The sequence below is a fragment of the Kangiella profundi genome (genome assembly GCF_002838765.1).
Lineage (GTDB): Bacteria > Pseudomonadota > Gammaproteobacteria > Enterobacterales > Kangiellaceae > Kangiella > Kangiella profundi.
On record NZ_CP025120.1, the window covers coordinates 2,623,579 to 2,638,549 of the forward strand.

Sequence of the window (14,971 nt, forward strand, 5' to 3'; positions counted from 1 at the left end):
CAAGCTTTACATATTCGTTGTAGTAGCCAAGGATTAATTGTGTCTTTAACGCCAAACCCACAGCTTTTCAAAGGCCAGCAGCTGCGAAAGCAAGCCTGTCTGGCGTTACATGCAATTGCCTTTGAAGGTCGCTCCGCCAATGATGTGCTGAATTCTATATGCTTTGAACAGGGATCCGATAATGGCCTGTTTCGTGCACTGGTGTTAGGCAGTTGCCGTTACTTTATCCGGCTTGAGGCGATCGCCAACCAGTTACTACAAAAACCATTTAAACCTAAAGATAGTGACCTATTGTGTCTGATTGTTCTTGGTCTGTATCAACTAGAATACAGCCGAGTTCCGGACCATGCGGCTATCTCTGAAACCGTTGCCGTCTGTCAGCAGCTTAAGAAAAACTGGGCTACCAATGTCGTTAATGGAGTTCTGCGCAATTTCATCCGACAGAAAGCTGACTTGCTCACCAAAGTAGATTCAAACTGGGACACAAAATTTGCATTGCCCGATTGGCTTATTTCCATACTGAAACCTTATTACAAAGGCCAGATGGAGTCTCTGATGAGCGCCATTAACAAACAGGCTCCGATGACGCTCAGGGTTAATCGTCAAAAAATTGGTCGTGACAGATACCTTGAGCTTCTTCTGGAACAGGGTCTAGCCGCAACCACACACCCGATTGCAGGCAATGCTCTTGTGCTAGAACACCCTGTGAGTGTTGAACAGTTGCCGCACTTTGCTGATGGCTTTGTTTCTGTTCAGGATGCCGCCGCTCAACTGGCCGCAGCTATTTTATCGCCTGCTCAGAATAGTACCGTGCTGGATGCCTGTGCTGCTCCCGGGGGAAAAACCTGTCATTTACTAGAGCTTTATGAATCGATTGAACTAACGGCCTGTGATATTGACCATGAGCGTTGTCAGCGAATTTCAGAGAACCTGTTGCGTCTGCAGCTACGGGCCAAAGTGGATTGCCAGGATTTAACTGACAGCAATTATTCTGACGAACATTTCGATGCGATATTGCTGGATGCTCCTTGTAGTGCTACTGGCGTCATTCGTCGTCATCCAGATATCAAACTGTTGCGCAAGGCGAGCGACATTGACCAGCTCGTTGAGCTACAACAGCAAATCCTCGAACATTTATGGTCCAAGCTAAAGGCCGGCGGCCGTCTTTTATATGCAACCTGCTCGATTTTACCGCAGGAAAATGAGCAACAAATTGGCCAATTTCTTGAGCGACATTCTAATGCCACACTGATTCCTTTAGCCCCAGAAATCCAGCAGCTGTCTCACTCTAAAACTGGTTGTCAGCTGATTCCAGGGCAATTATCAATGGATGGCTTTTATTACGCACTGCTGGAAAAAGCCACCAATTGAGCAAAAAACCCTTTAGATCAGTTGCTTATAGCGTTAGCATAGGCAAAGTTAAGCGAATAATAAGGCAAGGATCTTAATTGTCGTTATGAAAATCATCATTCTCGGAGCCGGACAGGTAGGCACAACCCTGGCGCTTAATCTGGAAGGCGAAGATAACGACATCACGCTGATCGATACTGATAGCAAGCGTTTGCGCGATATCCAGGATCATCTCGACCTGAGAACCATTACTGGTCATGGCGCCTATCCAGACGTGCTTTATAACGCGGGTATCGAAGATGCTGACATGCTGGTTGCAGTGACCAACAGCGATGAAGTTAATATGATCGCCTGTCAGATCGCACACAGCCTGTACCAGACTCCTACTAAAATTGCCCGAATTCGCTCGCCCAATTACCACAATAAAGACATCATCTTTAAAGATAATCATATCCCGGTGGATGTGGTCATCAGTCCTGAAAAGCTGGTTACGCAATACATCACCCGTTTGATTGAAAATCCCGGAGCTTTTCAGGTGCTGGATTTTGCCGAGGGTAAAGTGCGTCTGGTGGCGGTTCGCGCCTACTATGGCGGGCCATTAGTGGGTAATGCCTTATCCGAGCTAAAACACCACCTTCCCAACGTCGATACTCGGGTTGCCGCTATTTTCCGTCGAGGCGCACCTATTGTGCCGACCGGTCACACCATCATTGAAGCTGATGATGAGGTCTTTTTCCTGGCAGCCAAAAAACATATTCGCTCGGTAATGAGCGAGCTGCAACGTCTGGAAAAAAATTACACTCGAGTGATGATTGCCGGTGGCGGTAATATTGGTGAGGGTCTTGCTAAAGCTCTAGAGAGCAAAATGCAGGTCAAGATTATTGAGCGTAGCCCTGAGCGTGCTCAGGAACTTGCTGACGTCCTACACGATACGCTCGTTTTACAGGGCGATGTGTCTGATGAGGACATGCTTAAAGATGAGAACATTGGTGATTTTGATTTGTTTATCTCAGTAACCAATGATGATGAAGCCAATATTATGTCGGCTCTACTGGCCAAAAAGCTTGGCGTCCGTAAAACCATGGTGCTAATAAATCGCACCGCCTATGTGGATCTGATTCAGGGCCATCAGATAGATATCGCTATTTCGCCACAACAGGTCACTATCGGTAGTCTGCTTAAACACATCCGTCGAGGTTTGGTCTCTAACGTCTACTCTTTACGTCGCGGTGCTGCCGAAGCCATAGAAGCGGTTGCCAAAGGCAATGAACAAAGCTCGCTGGTAGTAGGGCGTACCATTGGTGAACTTCCTCTGCCACCAGGCACATCTATTGGCGCCATTGTGCGCGACGATCAAGTTCTCATCGCACACGAAAACATCATCATCCGTGAAAATGATCATGTAGTCCTATTCATGGTAGATAAAGCCTATATCCATGATGTTGAGCGCCTGTTCCAGGTCAACGTTACCTATTTCTAGTCCGGACTGACTGCATGCAATACGCAACCATCATTCGTATACTAGGCATCTTGCTGATGGTCTTCAGTCTGACCATGCTACCGCCTGCGATTGTTTCTGCTATCTATGAAGATGGCGGTGGTAGTGCCTTCATCAGTACATTTTTACTATCACTGATTACTGGTTTTGTCCTTTTCTGGCCAAAACGAAAAGCACGTGCAGAACTCAAAATTCGCGATGGCTTTTTAATTGTTGTTCTGTTCTGGACGGTACTGAGCACTTTTGGTGCAGTGCCTTTTATATTGGCTCAATCACTTCCAGTAAGCTTAGCTGATGCCGTTTTTGAGTCTTTTTCAGGTCTAACAACTACTGGCGCAACAGTTATTAGTGGTCTTGATGACCTGCCACACTCAATCCTGTATTACCGGCAACAGCTTCAATGGTTAGGCGGCATGGGTATCATCGTGTTAGCCGTGGCTATCCTGCCTTTGTTGGGTATTGGTGGAATGCAGCTATATCGCGCAGAAATGCCTGGACCCATGAAAGATAATAAATTAACACCAAGAATCGCCGGTACTGCCAAGGCACTTTGGTATATTTATTTAGGTATTACAATTGCCTGCGCTTTGGCCTATTGGCTTGCTGGAATGACCGCTTTTGATGCAATAGCCCATAGTTTTTCGACAGTAGCTATCGGTGGCTTTTCAACGCACGATGCCAGCATTGGCTTTTTTGATAGCCACGCCATAGAACTGATTTGTGCCTTCTTTATGTTTCTTGCCGGGATAAACTTTGCGCTTCATTTTATTTCCGTGCGTACCCTGACTATTCGGCCTTACCTTAAAGACCCAGAGTTTAAAGGCTATTTCGGCATATTACTGGTTATTATTCTAAGCTGCACGGCTGTCCTACTTTATTATCAAGTGTACGATTTTGATGATGCTTTGGTTAAAAGCATATTTCACTCCGTTTCTATTGCCACTACAGCCGGCTTTGCCAGCGCAGACTTTTCTGCATGGCCAACTTTGCTGCCAGTACTACTAATCTTTTCCAGTTTTATAGGTGCCAGCGCCGGTTCTACGGGTGGCGGGATGAAAGTAATTCGTGTCTTGCTGTTATTTAAGCAGGGGATGCGTGAGATTAAACGTCTTGTACACCCCAATGGAATTTTCCTGATAAAGCTTGGTAAGACATCAGTCAGCGACAGGGTAGTACAGGCCGTATGGGGGTTCTTTGCTACTTACGTTGTGCTTTTTGTCCTGCTTATGCTTATTCTTCTTGCAGATGGACTGGACCAAATTACCGCATTCTCCGCCGTTGCGGCTTGTATGAACAACCTGGGTCCAGGATTGGGTGATGTAGCTGTCAACTATAGTGGCTTAAGTGATCTGGCAAAATACGTGCTCAGCTTCGCGATGCTTTTAGGGCGTCTTGAGATATTTACATTGCTTGTTCTATTCACGCCCTATTTTTGGCGACGTTAATTATTCCTATTTTCGATAAACGTTTTTTGAGCCATCTTTAGTGGTTTTAAAGCGCTTATATGACCACTGATACTGTTCTGGGAATCGTCTAATGATGTTTTCCAAGTGCTGATTTACTTTCTCTGCATAAATTAATTCATCAAGTTCTGGATCTATATCCAATGGTTCCAGATGAATATCAAACTTACCCGTTTCATTTCTGATAGCGGCTATTTGAAAAACTTCTGCATTACTTTTCTGCTGAACTTTTTGTACCAAAGTCATGGTTAGCGCTGGCTGGTTAAAGAAAGGTACGAACACACCTGCGCGTCGACCAGGTTCCTGATCGCTTAGAATTGCTGCAACCTGGGCCTGTTGCAGTGCTTCAATAAGATGAAGTACACCCTTGCTGTTGCCTTTAACCATGGTGGTTTCATTTTTACAGCGACCTTTGCAGATAACTTCGTCCATTTCCAATTGGCGAGGAGGGCGGTACATACAATGAAACTTATAGCGACTGCCAAGGTAATATAGGGCTACTTCCCAATTCCCAAGATGCGCACCCGTGATTAGCACACCCTTTCCACTTTCTAATGTTGCTTTAACCGCTTCTTCACCATAAACATTATCGAGCCATTTCTCAGCATCTTTTCTACACCAAACTTTGGCTGCTTCTGTAAATAGTCGGCCTGTATTAATCAAGCTTTGATGAATGATTTCCTGCTGCTGTTCTTTAGTCAGTTCTGGTAGACAAAGCTCAATATTGGTTTTACTGGTTATATAGGCTCGACTTTTGGTCCAACGACTCATTTTGGCAAATAAATATGCTATCCAGCGACCGACAAAAACCGGCAGCACAGAAAATATTCGAATCATGCTACGGATTAAAAATACTTTTGTTGGGCTGGAAGTAACTGCTTTACCTTTTGCCATTAATTATCTGCCTATAGAAAAAATGCCGGCGAACCGGCATTTATTATAACTTGAATATTATTTATTGTGCTTTTTCCATTGGGAATTTGCTCAACATATAGTCCAGCTTTTCGTAGCTTTCAATCTTGTACTTCTGATTCACCACGAACATTGGGAAACTCATCACCTTGAATTCACGGGCTAGTTTTTTAGCATGTTGAACTTTGCTTTCCACAGCAAATGAGCTGTAGGCTTTTTCAAATTCTTCCTGTGAAATACCAGCTGCTTGGAAAATTGGAATTAAATCTTCTTTCGATTTAATGATTTTTTTCTGTGCATGCCATTGATTAAAGATTGCAGGATGTACTTTATCCAGCACGCCTAATACTTCTGCTGTGTAGTAACCATAGGTCAAATGAGGCACCTGAGGTAAAAACACCGGAACTTGTTTGAATTCAACTTCTTCAGGCTTAGTTGGTTCCCATTTATGCAAAAAGCCTTCTACGTTGTAGCAGTGTGGGCAAGTATATGAAAAGAATTCCATGACTTCTGGTTTGTTGACGCCTTTAGCACCAGAAATAATCGAGTAATCTTTGCCTTCTTTCGCTTCACTAGCAGTATTTGCTTCTGCACAAGCTACTTGAGTTAATGCTAATAGTGCTAAAGCAGCACCAAATAATGTTTTCAATTTCATTGATGTCTCCGGTTATTCTACAGTTACAGATTTCGCCAGATTTCGTGGCTGATCAACGTCTGTACCTTTAATCACAGCTACATAATAAGATAACAACTGCATCGGTATTGTGTACACCATTGGTGCAGTTATTGCGTACTGACTCTTTATTGGAAAGACGGTTATACCATCAGAACTCTGAATATTAGCTGACTCATCGGCAAAAACAAAGAGTTGGCCGCCTCTTGAACGTACTTCTTCAATATTTGACTTAAGTTTCTCAAGCAAATTATCTTTCGGTGCAACCACCACAATTGGCATTTCTTTATCAATCAGGGCCAGTGGACCGTGTTTTAGCTCGCCAGCAGCATAGGCTTCAGCATGAATATAAGAAATTTCTTTCAATTTCAGGGCTGCTTCCATAGCAATCGGGTATTGCTGACCACGTCCAAGGAAAAGTGTATGGTGCTTTTCGGCAAAGGCTTCTGACAAGTCTTCAATTGCTTCAGCCTGTTCCAACGCCGACTGAATTTCATTGGGTAAATGCTCCAACGCATCGACAATTGACTTTTCTTTTTCCTCATCCAGACCCTGTGCCTTACCAATGGTAACCATTAATAACATCAACGAAACCAACTGGGCAGTGAAAGCCTTTGTTGAAGCGACTCCAATCTCTGTTCCGGCACGCGTTAACAAAGTAAAGTCTGACTCACGAACCATTGAGGAAGCAGGGGAGTTACATACCGTTAACGTTCCGAGGTAACCTTGCTCTTTGGCTTTTTTCAGTGCTGCCAAGGTATCAGCCGTTTCCCCAGACTGTGAAATCGTAATAAACAGACTATTTGGTAATATTGCAGTTTCTCGATATCGGTACTCACTGGCAATTTCCACAAGACATGGGATATTCAGATAATCTTCAATCCAGTATTTTGCTACCAGTGCCGCATGGTAACTGGTGCCACAGGCAATAATCTGTACAGCTCGGGTGTCCGCAAATACTTTATTTGCGTTTGCGCCCAGCGTTTCGATAATAATTTTATGATTAACCAAACGTCCTTCAAGGGTGTCATTGACTACCTGGGGCTGCTCAAAGATTTCTTTAAGCATGAAGTGGCGGTAACGGCCTTTATCTACTGCATCATGTTGAATATCAGACGTTTCGAACTCACGCTCAACCTGATTTCCATTACTGTCTAATATCGTTACGCCATCACGACGCACCTCGGCCACTTCACCTTCTTCAAGATAGATAAAATCACGGGTAACTGGTAATAATGCCAATTGATCGGATGCTACGAAATATTCACCGATACCTTTACCGATTACCAATGGGCTACCAGAACGAGCAACCACCATTTTATTTGGATCGTTAGCATCAATCGCAACAGTCCCGTAAGCACCATCGAGTTTTTTGGTGGTTTTCTGCAAAGCCTCTAATAAGCTAGAACTTGTTTTCAATTCCTCATGCAAACAGTGAGCCATCACTTCGGTGTCAGTATCTGATGCAAAGGTATAGCCTTTGGCTTTTAACTCATCACGTAGCTCGTCATGGTTTTCAATAATGCCATTATGAACCAGTGCAATATTATTTTCCGACATGTGAGGGTGTGCATTTCGCTCACTTGGCTCACCATGGGTTGCCCAACGAGTATGCGCTATACCCAGTCCACCTGGTAGAGGGGTTTCATTCAAGGCTTGCTGCAACTCAGATACCTTACCCAGGCGTCTTAATCGCTGAATTTCATTATCATTATAAATTGCAAGACCAGCTGAATCGTATCCACGATATTCCAATCGTTTCAATCCTTCTACTAAAATCTGGCTTACATCTCGCTGCGCAATTGCTCCAACAATGCCACACATTATTTCTTTTCCTCTATTTTTTTCTTAGTCTGTTTTTTAACAGGCCGTGCCCAGTTTTCAATGTGTTTTTGGGCAACACGGCTAATGCAAAGTTCACCTGCAGCAACATCTTTTGTAACTGTTGTGCCAGCACCTATGGTTGCGCCTTTGCCTACGCTAACTGGCGCAACCAGCTGGGAATCCGAACCAATGAATGCGTCATCTTCAATGATAGTCTTATATTTGTTGGCGCCGTCATAGTTACAGGTAATAACTCCGGCACCAATGTTTACACCAGTTCCGACCTCGGCATCACCGATATAGCTCAGGTGACTTGCCTTACTTCCTTGGCCCATTACTGTATTTTTTGTTTCTACAAAGTTACCGATAAATGCACCTTGAGATAACTGCGTGCCCGGTCTTATTCTTGCAAAAGGTCCTACCGAACACTCTGACTCAATGACCGCACCTTCGATAATACTGTTGGGCTTTATTATGCAATTGGTACCGATCTTTGAATTAATAAGGATTGAGTTAGCGCCAATCTGGCTTCCTCGGCCGATTGAAACATCACCCTCAATAATGACATTCACATCAATTACAACATCGGTAGCACAAATCAAATTACCACGAACATCAAATCGAGCTGGATCAATTAAGGTAATACCTTCATTCATCAGTTGCTCTGCTTGTTGCTGCTGAAAAGCTCTTTCCAGTTGTGCCAATTGGATACGGCTATTGACTCCTTCAACTTCAATGGCAGAAGAAGGGTGACAGGCTCTGACGCCTCCTTCTTCAGCAGCCATTGCTATAGTGTCTGTCAGGTAATATTCTCCCTGCGCATTGTTATTATCTATGTTAGATAACCACTGTTTTAGCTTGCCACTGCCGACCGACATAATACCGGTGTTTACTTCATTTATTGCAAGCTGATCCATGCTTGCGTCTTTCTGCTCTACAATGGCAGTTACCCGGCCGTCGCTGTTTCGAATAATTCGGCCATAACCAGACGGATCTTTCAGCTTTACAGTTAGTAGTCCGATGCCATCCTTAGGCTGAGCATCTATAAGCTGTTTAAGCGTTTCTTTTTGAATCAGTGGAACATCACCATAAAGCACAAGAACTTGATTACCTTCAACAACGTGTGGTAACGCCTGATCTACTGCATGGCCGGTACCTAGTTGCTCTGACTGTTCAGCAATAATAATATCCTGTTCAGCTACGCTGGATCTAACCTGCTCAATTTCATGTCCAGCGACAACAATAACTTGTTCAGGCTGCAGCTGTTGCGCAGCATCAATGACATGCTGAAGCATGCTTTTGCCGGCGATTTTGTGCAACACTTTTGGCATATTTGATTGCATGCGAGTTCCTTTACCCGCTGCCAAGATAACGATACTTAAACCCATAATATAGTCATTTTTCCTGAATAAGCGCGCATTTTACCATTAAAGTGTGATTTTGAATCCTTCTACTTCTAATTATTTAGACTGATTCAATTCTTTTGATTCACCCATAAAAAAAGGTGGCAAAGCCACCTTTAGTTCGGATCATAATTAAGTTTTACTTGCCTGATTTCTTGCGAATGGCACGTAATGTTCTTAACTGGGCTACTGCTTCTGCAAGTTCAGCCGCCGCTTTAGAGTATTCAATCTCTGAGCTTTGATCCTGAAGTGCTTCACGAGCCATTTTTTCCGCTTCCAGAGCTTTCGCTTCATCCACATCTTCTGCACGAACCGCCGTATCAGCAAGTACGGTTACAACGTGTGGTTGAACTTCAAGCATACCACCAGATACAAAGAAAAACTCTTCCTCGCCACCTGGTAACGTGACCTTGATTGGCCCTGGGTTCAGGGACGTTAGCAAAGGGGCATGGCCTGGCTCAACACCAAGCTCACCCAAGTCACCGTTTGCAATCAATCGCTCAACTTTACCAGAGAAGATTGATTCCTCGGCGCTAACGATATCCAAATGTACTGTCATTGCCATTAGGTCCCCCTAATTTTAGGGCTGGATTAAATATTTTTCGCCTTTTCAACCGCTTCTTCGATTGAACCGACCATGTAAAATGCTTGCTCAGGTAAGTGATCGTATTCACCGTTTAAAATACCTTTAAAGCCAGCAATGGTGTCTTTTAGCGATACATATTTACCTGGTGAACCTGTAAATACTTCTGCTACGAAGAATGGTTGTGACAAGAAACGTTGAATTTTACGAGCACGGGCAACGGTTTGCTTATCTTCTTCAGATAGCTCGTCCATACCCAAAATCGCAATAATATCTTTCAACTCTTTATAGCGCTGCAATACACCCTGTACACCACGAGCAACATCATAATGCTCGCTACCGATCACTAATGGATCAAGCTGACGAGAAGTTGAATCTAGTGGATCAACCGCAGGGTAGATGCCTAGCTCAGCGATTTGACGTGACAATACAACGGTCGCGTCCAAGTGGGCGAATGTAGTAGCCGGAGAAGGGTCAGTCAAGTCATCCGCAGGTACGTATACCGCCTGAATCGATGTAATCGAACCAGTTTTAGTTGAAGTAATACGTTCCTGAAGTACACCCATCTCTTCTGCCAGAGTTGGCTGATAACCTACCGCTGAAGGCATACGGCCTAGAAGTGCTGATACCTCAGTACCTGCTAGTGTATAACGGTATATGTTATCGATGAACAATAGTACGTCACGACCTTCATCACGGAATTTCTCAGCCATTGTCAAACCAGTCAATGCAACACGTAAACGGTTACCTGGTGGTTCGTTCATCTGACCGTATACCAATGATACTTTGTCGATAACGTTAGAATCTGTCATTTCGTGGTAGAAATCGTTACCCTCACGAGTACGCTCACCCACACCAGCAAATACTGAATAACCTGAGTGCTCAATCGCAATATTACGAATAAGCTCCATCATGTTTACAGTTTTACCAACACCAGCACCACCGAATAGACCAACTTTACCACCTTTCGCGAAAGGGCAAACCAAGTCGATTACTTTAATACCGGTTTCTAACAATTCGTTGGCAGGCGCTAGTTCTTCCAGCTTAGGTGCTTTACGGTGAATAGACATACGCTCTTGCTCACCGATAGGACCTTTCTGATCGATTGGGTTACCAAGCACGTCCATGATACGGCCGAGGGTTTCTTTACCCACAGGTACCTGAATTGGCGCGCCAGTATTCGTTGCTTCTAAGCCACGACGTAAACCATCTGATGAACCCATCGCAATACAACGAACAACACCGTCGCCTAACTGTTGCTGAACTTCTAGAGTCAACTCAGTTTCTTGAACGGTTAATGCGTCGTATACCTTAGGTACACTATCACGCGGGAATTCAACGTCGATAACCGCGCCGATAATTTCTACAATCTTACCTGTGCTCATATTGATTTCCTCAATCTTAAGCTTTAAAAACTTTTCAATAAATTATTGCGTTATACCGCAGCCGCACCTGCACAAATCTCAGAAAGCTCTTGAGTAATCGCAGCCTGACGAGCTTTGTTGTAAACCAACTCAAGATCATCAATAAGGTCACCGGCGTTATCAGATGCTGCTTTCATTGCAACCATTCTCGCCGCCTGTTCACATGCGATATTTTCAACCACTGCCTGATAAACCTGTGATTCTATGAAACGAACCATCAATTTATCTAACAAAGGTTTAGCTTCTGGTTCATACAAATAATCCCAGTGATGCTTAAGCTCGTCGTCTTGTCCTGCAGGTAGAGGTAATAACTGTTCCACCACAGGGCTTTGTGTCATTGAGTTAACAAACTCATTAGTCACAACGAACAAACGATCAATTCGCTTTTCATCGTAGGCTTTTAGCATAACTTTAACTGAACCAATCAGATCTTCGATTTCAGGGGTATCGCCCAGGTTCGAAGTCTTAGCAACAACTGATCCGCCAAACTTACGGAAGAAAGAAGTCGCTTTATTGCCGATTAGGCACAAGTCAATTTCGATATCCTGTTCAGACCAGGTTTTCATATCGTTTAATGCAGCTTTGAACAAGTTAATGTTCAAACCACCACATAAACCACGGTCAGTGGATATGACAATATATCCAACACGTTTTACATCTCTTTCAGAGATATAAGCATGTCGGTATTCTGGAGTACCTTGTGCAATGTGCTTGATCACGTTGCGGATTTTCTCGGCATAAGGACGAGAAGCCGCCATACGATCTTGCGCTTTACGCATTTTACTCGCAGCAACCATTTCCATTGCTGAAGTAATTTTTTGCGTATTTTTAATCGACCCTATTTTGGTACGAATCTCTTTAGCGCCTGACATAGTATGTTTCCAGTCTTAATCTAATTAATTGGTGAAAGCACAAAAGGGTGCATAGCACCCTGATGTATTTACCAAGTTTGGGTAGCCTTAAATTTGGTTACCGCTTCCTCAAGTTTGCCTGCAACTTCGTCGTTGTAATCACATTTTTCATTGATTTCTTTCAACAAGTCAGCGTGCTGGTTCTTGAAGTAATCTAACAATGCAGATTCAAAATCACCTACTTTGCTGATTTCAACATCTTTCAAGTGGCCTTTCTCAGCTGCATACAATGATACAGCCATCTCAGCTACTGATAATGGAGCATATTGATTCTGCTTCATCAATTCAGTTACGCGTTGACCATGCTCTAGCTGTGCACGAGTTGCATCATCAAGATCCGATGCGAACTGAGCAAATGCTGCAAGTTCACGATACTGAGCTAATGCAAGACGAACACCACCACCAAGTTTCTTGATGATTTTAGTCTGTGCTGCACCACCTACACGAGATACCGATAGACCCGCATTTACCGCTGGACGGATACCTGCGTTGAATAAGTCAGTTTCAAGGAAAATCTGACCATCAGTAATCGAAATCACGTTGGTTGGTACGAATGCAGATACGTCACCAGCCTGAGTTTCAATGATTGGCAATGCCGTCAAAGAACCTGTTTGACCTTTAACTTCACCATTAGTGAATTTTTCTACATAGTCAGCGTTAACACGCGCTGCACGCTCTAGAAGACGCGAGTGCAAATAGAAAACGTCACCAGGATATGCTTCACGACCTGGAGGACGACGTAGCAACAATGAAATCTGACGGTAAGCCCAAGCTTGTTTAGTCAAATCATCATATACGATTAAGCCATCTTCACCGCGGTCACGGAAGTATTCGCCCATGGTACAGCCTGCAAACGGAGCAATAAATTGCAACGCAGCAGAATCAGAAGCAGATGCAGCAACAATGATGGTGTGATCCATCGCGCCATGCTCTTCTAATTTACGAACGATACCAGCGATTGTTGAAGCTTTTTGACCAACCGCTACATAAACACAGATAACGCCTGTGCCTTTCTGGTTGATAATTGCATCAACTGCAATCGCAGTTTTACCAGTCTGACGGTCACCAATAATCAATTCACGCTGACCACGACCAACCGGGATCATGGCATCAATTGACTTGATACCTGTTTGTACAGGCTGATCAACTGATTGACGCTCAATTACACCTGGTGCAATTTTCTCAACAGGTGAGAAACCGTCATTATCAATTGGACCTTTACCGTCAATTGGATTACCTAAAGCGTCAACCACACGGCCTAATAGACCACGGCCAACAGGTACTTCCAAAATACGGCCAGTACATTTAGCAGTCATGCCTTCAACGATATCGGTATAGTCACCTAGAACAACCGCACCCACAGAGTCGCGCTCAAGGTTTAAGGCCATACCGTACTTACCGCCAGGCAATTCAATCATTTCACCAGCCATTACGTCTGTTAGGCCGTGAATACGTAAAATACCGTCAGATACGCTGACGATAGTACCTTCATTGCGAGCTTCGCTCACGACTTCAAAAGAGTCGATACGCTTTTTAATTAGCTCGCTAATTTCTGATGGATTCAGTTGCACACTCATGCTTCTTCCTCACTAAGCTCTTAGCGTTTCGGAAAGCTTGTTGAGCTTACCGCGTACGGATCCGTCAATTACCATATCGCCAGCCTTAATAACCAGACCACCAATCATGGACGAATCTACTTGTGTTTGAATATTAACTTTACGACCAAGTTTTGCCGTTAACTTTTCAGTTAAACGTTGCAATTGATCATCGCTTAATGCTGCTGCAGAAGTAACTTCTACTTCAACGGCTTTGTCATAATCCGCTTTTAAAACATCAAAACGAACTTTTATCGCTGGCAAAGCTTCTAAACGATGGTTTCTTGCAAGCAACTTAATAAAGTTTTCAACTTTATCAGTTATCTGACCTTCACTTATTTTCAAAATCACTTCACCTTTTTGCTCTGCAGAAAGGGAAGGGTTACTGATAATGTTGGCCACGTCATTGTTGCTAACGGCTTGAGCGACAAAATCTAACATGCTTGCCCACTCAGATACAGTCTGAGCGCCAAGAGCATATTCGAATGCTGCTTTTGCGTATGGTCTTGCAATAGTAGTCAGCTCAGCCATAGTTAACCCTTATAACTCTTTAACCAGCTTTTCGAACAAATCGTTGTTCGCAGCTTCATCGATATTTCGCTCGATTACTTTCTCAGCACCAGCTACAGCCAAGGTAGCTACTTTTGAGCGAAGCTGTTCACGAGCACGGTTAACTTCTTGCTCAATCTCAGCCATTGCGCCATTCTTGATTTTCTCAGCTTCAGAACGAGCATCGTCCTTAGCAGAGTCAACAATTTCAGCATGACGTTTTTTGGCAGAGTCAACGATTTCTGCAGACTGTTGCTTAGCTTCACGCAACAACTCAGCAGCTTTCTCTTGAGCCAGCTCCAGATCTTTTTGACTTCTTTCAGAAGCAGCCAGACCTTCAGCAATCTTATTCTGACGTTCTTCGATTGCCTTCATGATAAAAGGCCATACGAACTTCATGCAGAACCACACGAAGCCGACGAAGAAAATCATATTGATTAATAGGGTAGCGTTGATATTCACGTCTATTCCCCCTCTAGTTGGTTAGTCAAAAGTAATCGTTCGGTTGTCTTAATTAACCAATCAATGATTGCAATTGACCAACGTATGGGCTTGCGAACGTAAACCACATGCCGATACCAATACCGATCATGGTTACCGCATCAAGAAGACCCGCTACTAGGAACATTTTGGTTTGCAGCATAGGAGCTAATTCTGGTTGACGAGCAGAAGCTTCTAGGAATTTACCACCTAAAAGACCGAAGCCAATCGCAGTACCCAAAGCACCAAGACCTAAAATTAACAACACACCTAATGCTGTAAACGCGAACAAAGTTTCCATTGTTT

Annotated in this window: 14 protein-coding genes; 3 read left to right on the plus strand and 11 right to left on the minus strand. The window is 43.8% G+C overall.

The window, feature by feature from the left end; translation table 11 throughout:
- Positions 1-39: 39 nt before the first annotated feature.
- The 3 genes from rsmB (at position 40) to CW740_RS12290 (ending at position 4,293) form a co-directional block, all read left to right on the plus strand.
- Positions 40-1,371 (plus strand): 16S rRNA (cytosine(967)-C(5))-methyltransferase RsmB, encoded by a 1,332-nt coding sequence (gene rsmB, locus CW740_RS12280; protein WP_106647883.1) that lies wholly within the window; start codon positions 40-42, stop codon positions 1,369-1,371.
- Between the two features lie 85 nt (positions 1,372-1,456).
- The gene (gene trkA, locus CW740_RS12285) at positions 1,457-2,830 is read left to right on the plus strand and encodes a Trk system potassium transporter TrkA (protein ID WP_018623650.1); all 1,374 of its coding nucleotides are present in this window, start codon (positions 1,457-1,459) and stop codon (positions 2,828-2,830) included.
- 14 nt (positions 2,831-2,844) lie between these two features.
- On the plus strand, positions 2,845-4,293 hold the full coding sequence (locus CW740_RS12290; protein ID WP_106647886.1) for a TrkH family potassium uptake protein: 1,449 nt from the start codon (positions 2,845-2,847) through the stop codon (positions 4,291-4,293).
- A gap of 6 nt (positions 4,294-4,299) precedes the next feature.
- On the opposite strand, the gene CW740_RS12295 is transcribed toward CW740_RS12290, so the two are convergent.
- The 11 genes from CW740_RS12295 to atpE all read right to left on the minus strand — a co-directional run bounded on the left by CW740_RS12295 (position 4,300) and on the right by atpE (position 14,966).
- Complete coding sequence (locus tag CW740_RS12295; RefSeq protein WP_106647888.1) at positions 4,300-5,205, minus strand: lysophospholipid acyltransferase family protein; 906 nt, start codon at positions 5,203-5,205, stop codon at positions 4,300-4,302.
- A 61-nt stretch (positions 5,206-5,266) separates the two neighbouring features.
- The gene (locus CW740_RS12300; protein WP_106647891.1) at positions 5,267-5,878 is read right to left on the minus strand and encodes a thiol:disulfide interchange protein DsbA/DsbL; all 612 of its coding nucleotides are present in this window, start codon (positions 5,876-5,878) and stop codon (positions 5,267-5,269) included.
- Between the two features lie 12 nt (positions 5,879-5,890).
- Positions 5,891-7,720, minus strand: coding sequence for a glutamine--fructose-6-phosphate transaminase (isomerizing) (gene glmS, locus CW740_RS12305; protein ID WP_106647894.1), 1,830 nt, complete (start codon positions 7,718-7,720; stop codon positions 5,891-5,893).
- Positions 7,720-9,108 carry a bifunctional UDP-N-acetylglucosamine diphosphorylase/glucosamine-1-phosphate N-acetyltransferase GlmU gene (gene glmU / locus CW740_RS12310; protein ID WP_106647897.1) on the minus strand — a complete coding sequence of 463 codons (1,389 nt, stop codon included), beginning with the start codon at positions 9,106-9,108 and terminating at the stop codon, positions 7,720-7,722. The genes glmS and glmU overlap by 1 nt, the downstream gene beginning before the upstream one ends.
- Before the next feature lie 154 nt (positions 9,109-9,262).
- Positions 9,263-9,688 (minus strand): F0F1 ATP synthase subunit epsilon, encoded by a 426-nt coding sequence (locus tag CW740_RS12315; RefSeq protein WP_106647899.1) that lies wholly within the window; start codon positions 9,686-9,688, stop codon positions 9,263-9,265.
- 26 nt (positions 9,689-9,714) lie between these two features.
- Positions 9,715-11,091 carry a F0F1 ATP synthase subunit beta gene (gene atpD, locus CW740_RS12320; RefSeq protein ID WP_106647901.1) on the minus strand — a complete coding sequence of 459 codons (1,377 nt, stop codon included), beginning with the start codon at positions 11,089-11,091 and terminating at the stop codon, positions 9,715-9,717.
- Positions 11,092-11,141: 50 nt separating this feature from the next.
- A complete protein-coding gene (atpG, locus tag CW740_RS12325) occupies positions 11,142-12,002 on the minus strand; it encodes a F0F1 ATP synthase subunit gamma (RefSeq protein ID WP_018623642.1) in 861 nt (286 codons plus the stop codon).
- Between the two features lie 68 nt (positions 12,003-12,070).
- On the minus strand, positions 12,071-13,618 hold the full coding sequence (gene atpA / locus CW740_RS12330) for a F0F1 ATP synthase subunit alpha (protein WP_018623641.1): 1,548 nt from the start codon (positions 13,616-13,618) through the stop codon (positions 12,071-12,073).
- 12 nt (positions 13,619-13,630) lie between these two features.
- Complete coding sequence (locus CW740_RS12335) at positions 13,631-14,167, minus strand: F0F1 ATP synthase subunit delta (RefSeq protein ID WP_106647904.1); 537 nt, start codon at positions 14,165-14,167, stop codon at positions 13,631-13,633.
- A gap of 9 nt (positions 14,168-14,176) precedes the next feature.
- Positions 14,177-14,647 carry a F0F1 ATP synthase subunit B gene (locus CW740_RS12340; protein WP_106647906.1) on the minus strand — a complete coding sequence of 157 codons (471 nt, stop codon included), beginning with the start codon at positions 14,645-14,647 and terminating at the stop codon, positions 14,177-14,179.
- A gap of 52 nt (positions 14,648-14,699) precedes the next feature.
- Positions 14,700-14,966 carry a F0F1 ATP synthase subunit C gene (gene atpE / locus CW740_RS12345; protein ID WP_106647908.1) on the minus strand — a complete coding sequence of 89 codons (267 nt, stop codon included), beginning with the start codon at positions 14,964-14,966 and terminating at the stop codon, positions 14,700-14,702.
- Positions 14,967-14,971 lie beyond the last annotated feature (5 nt).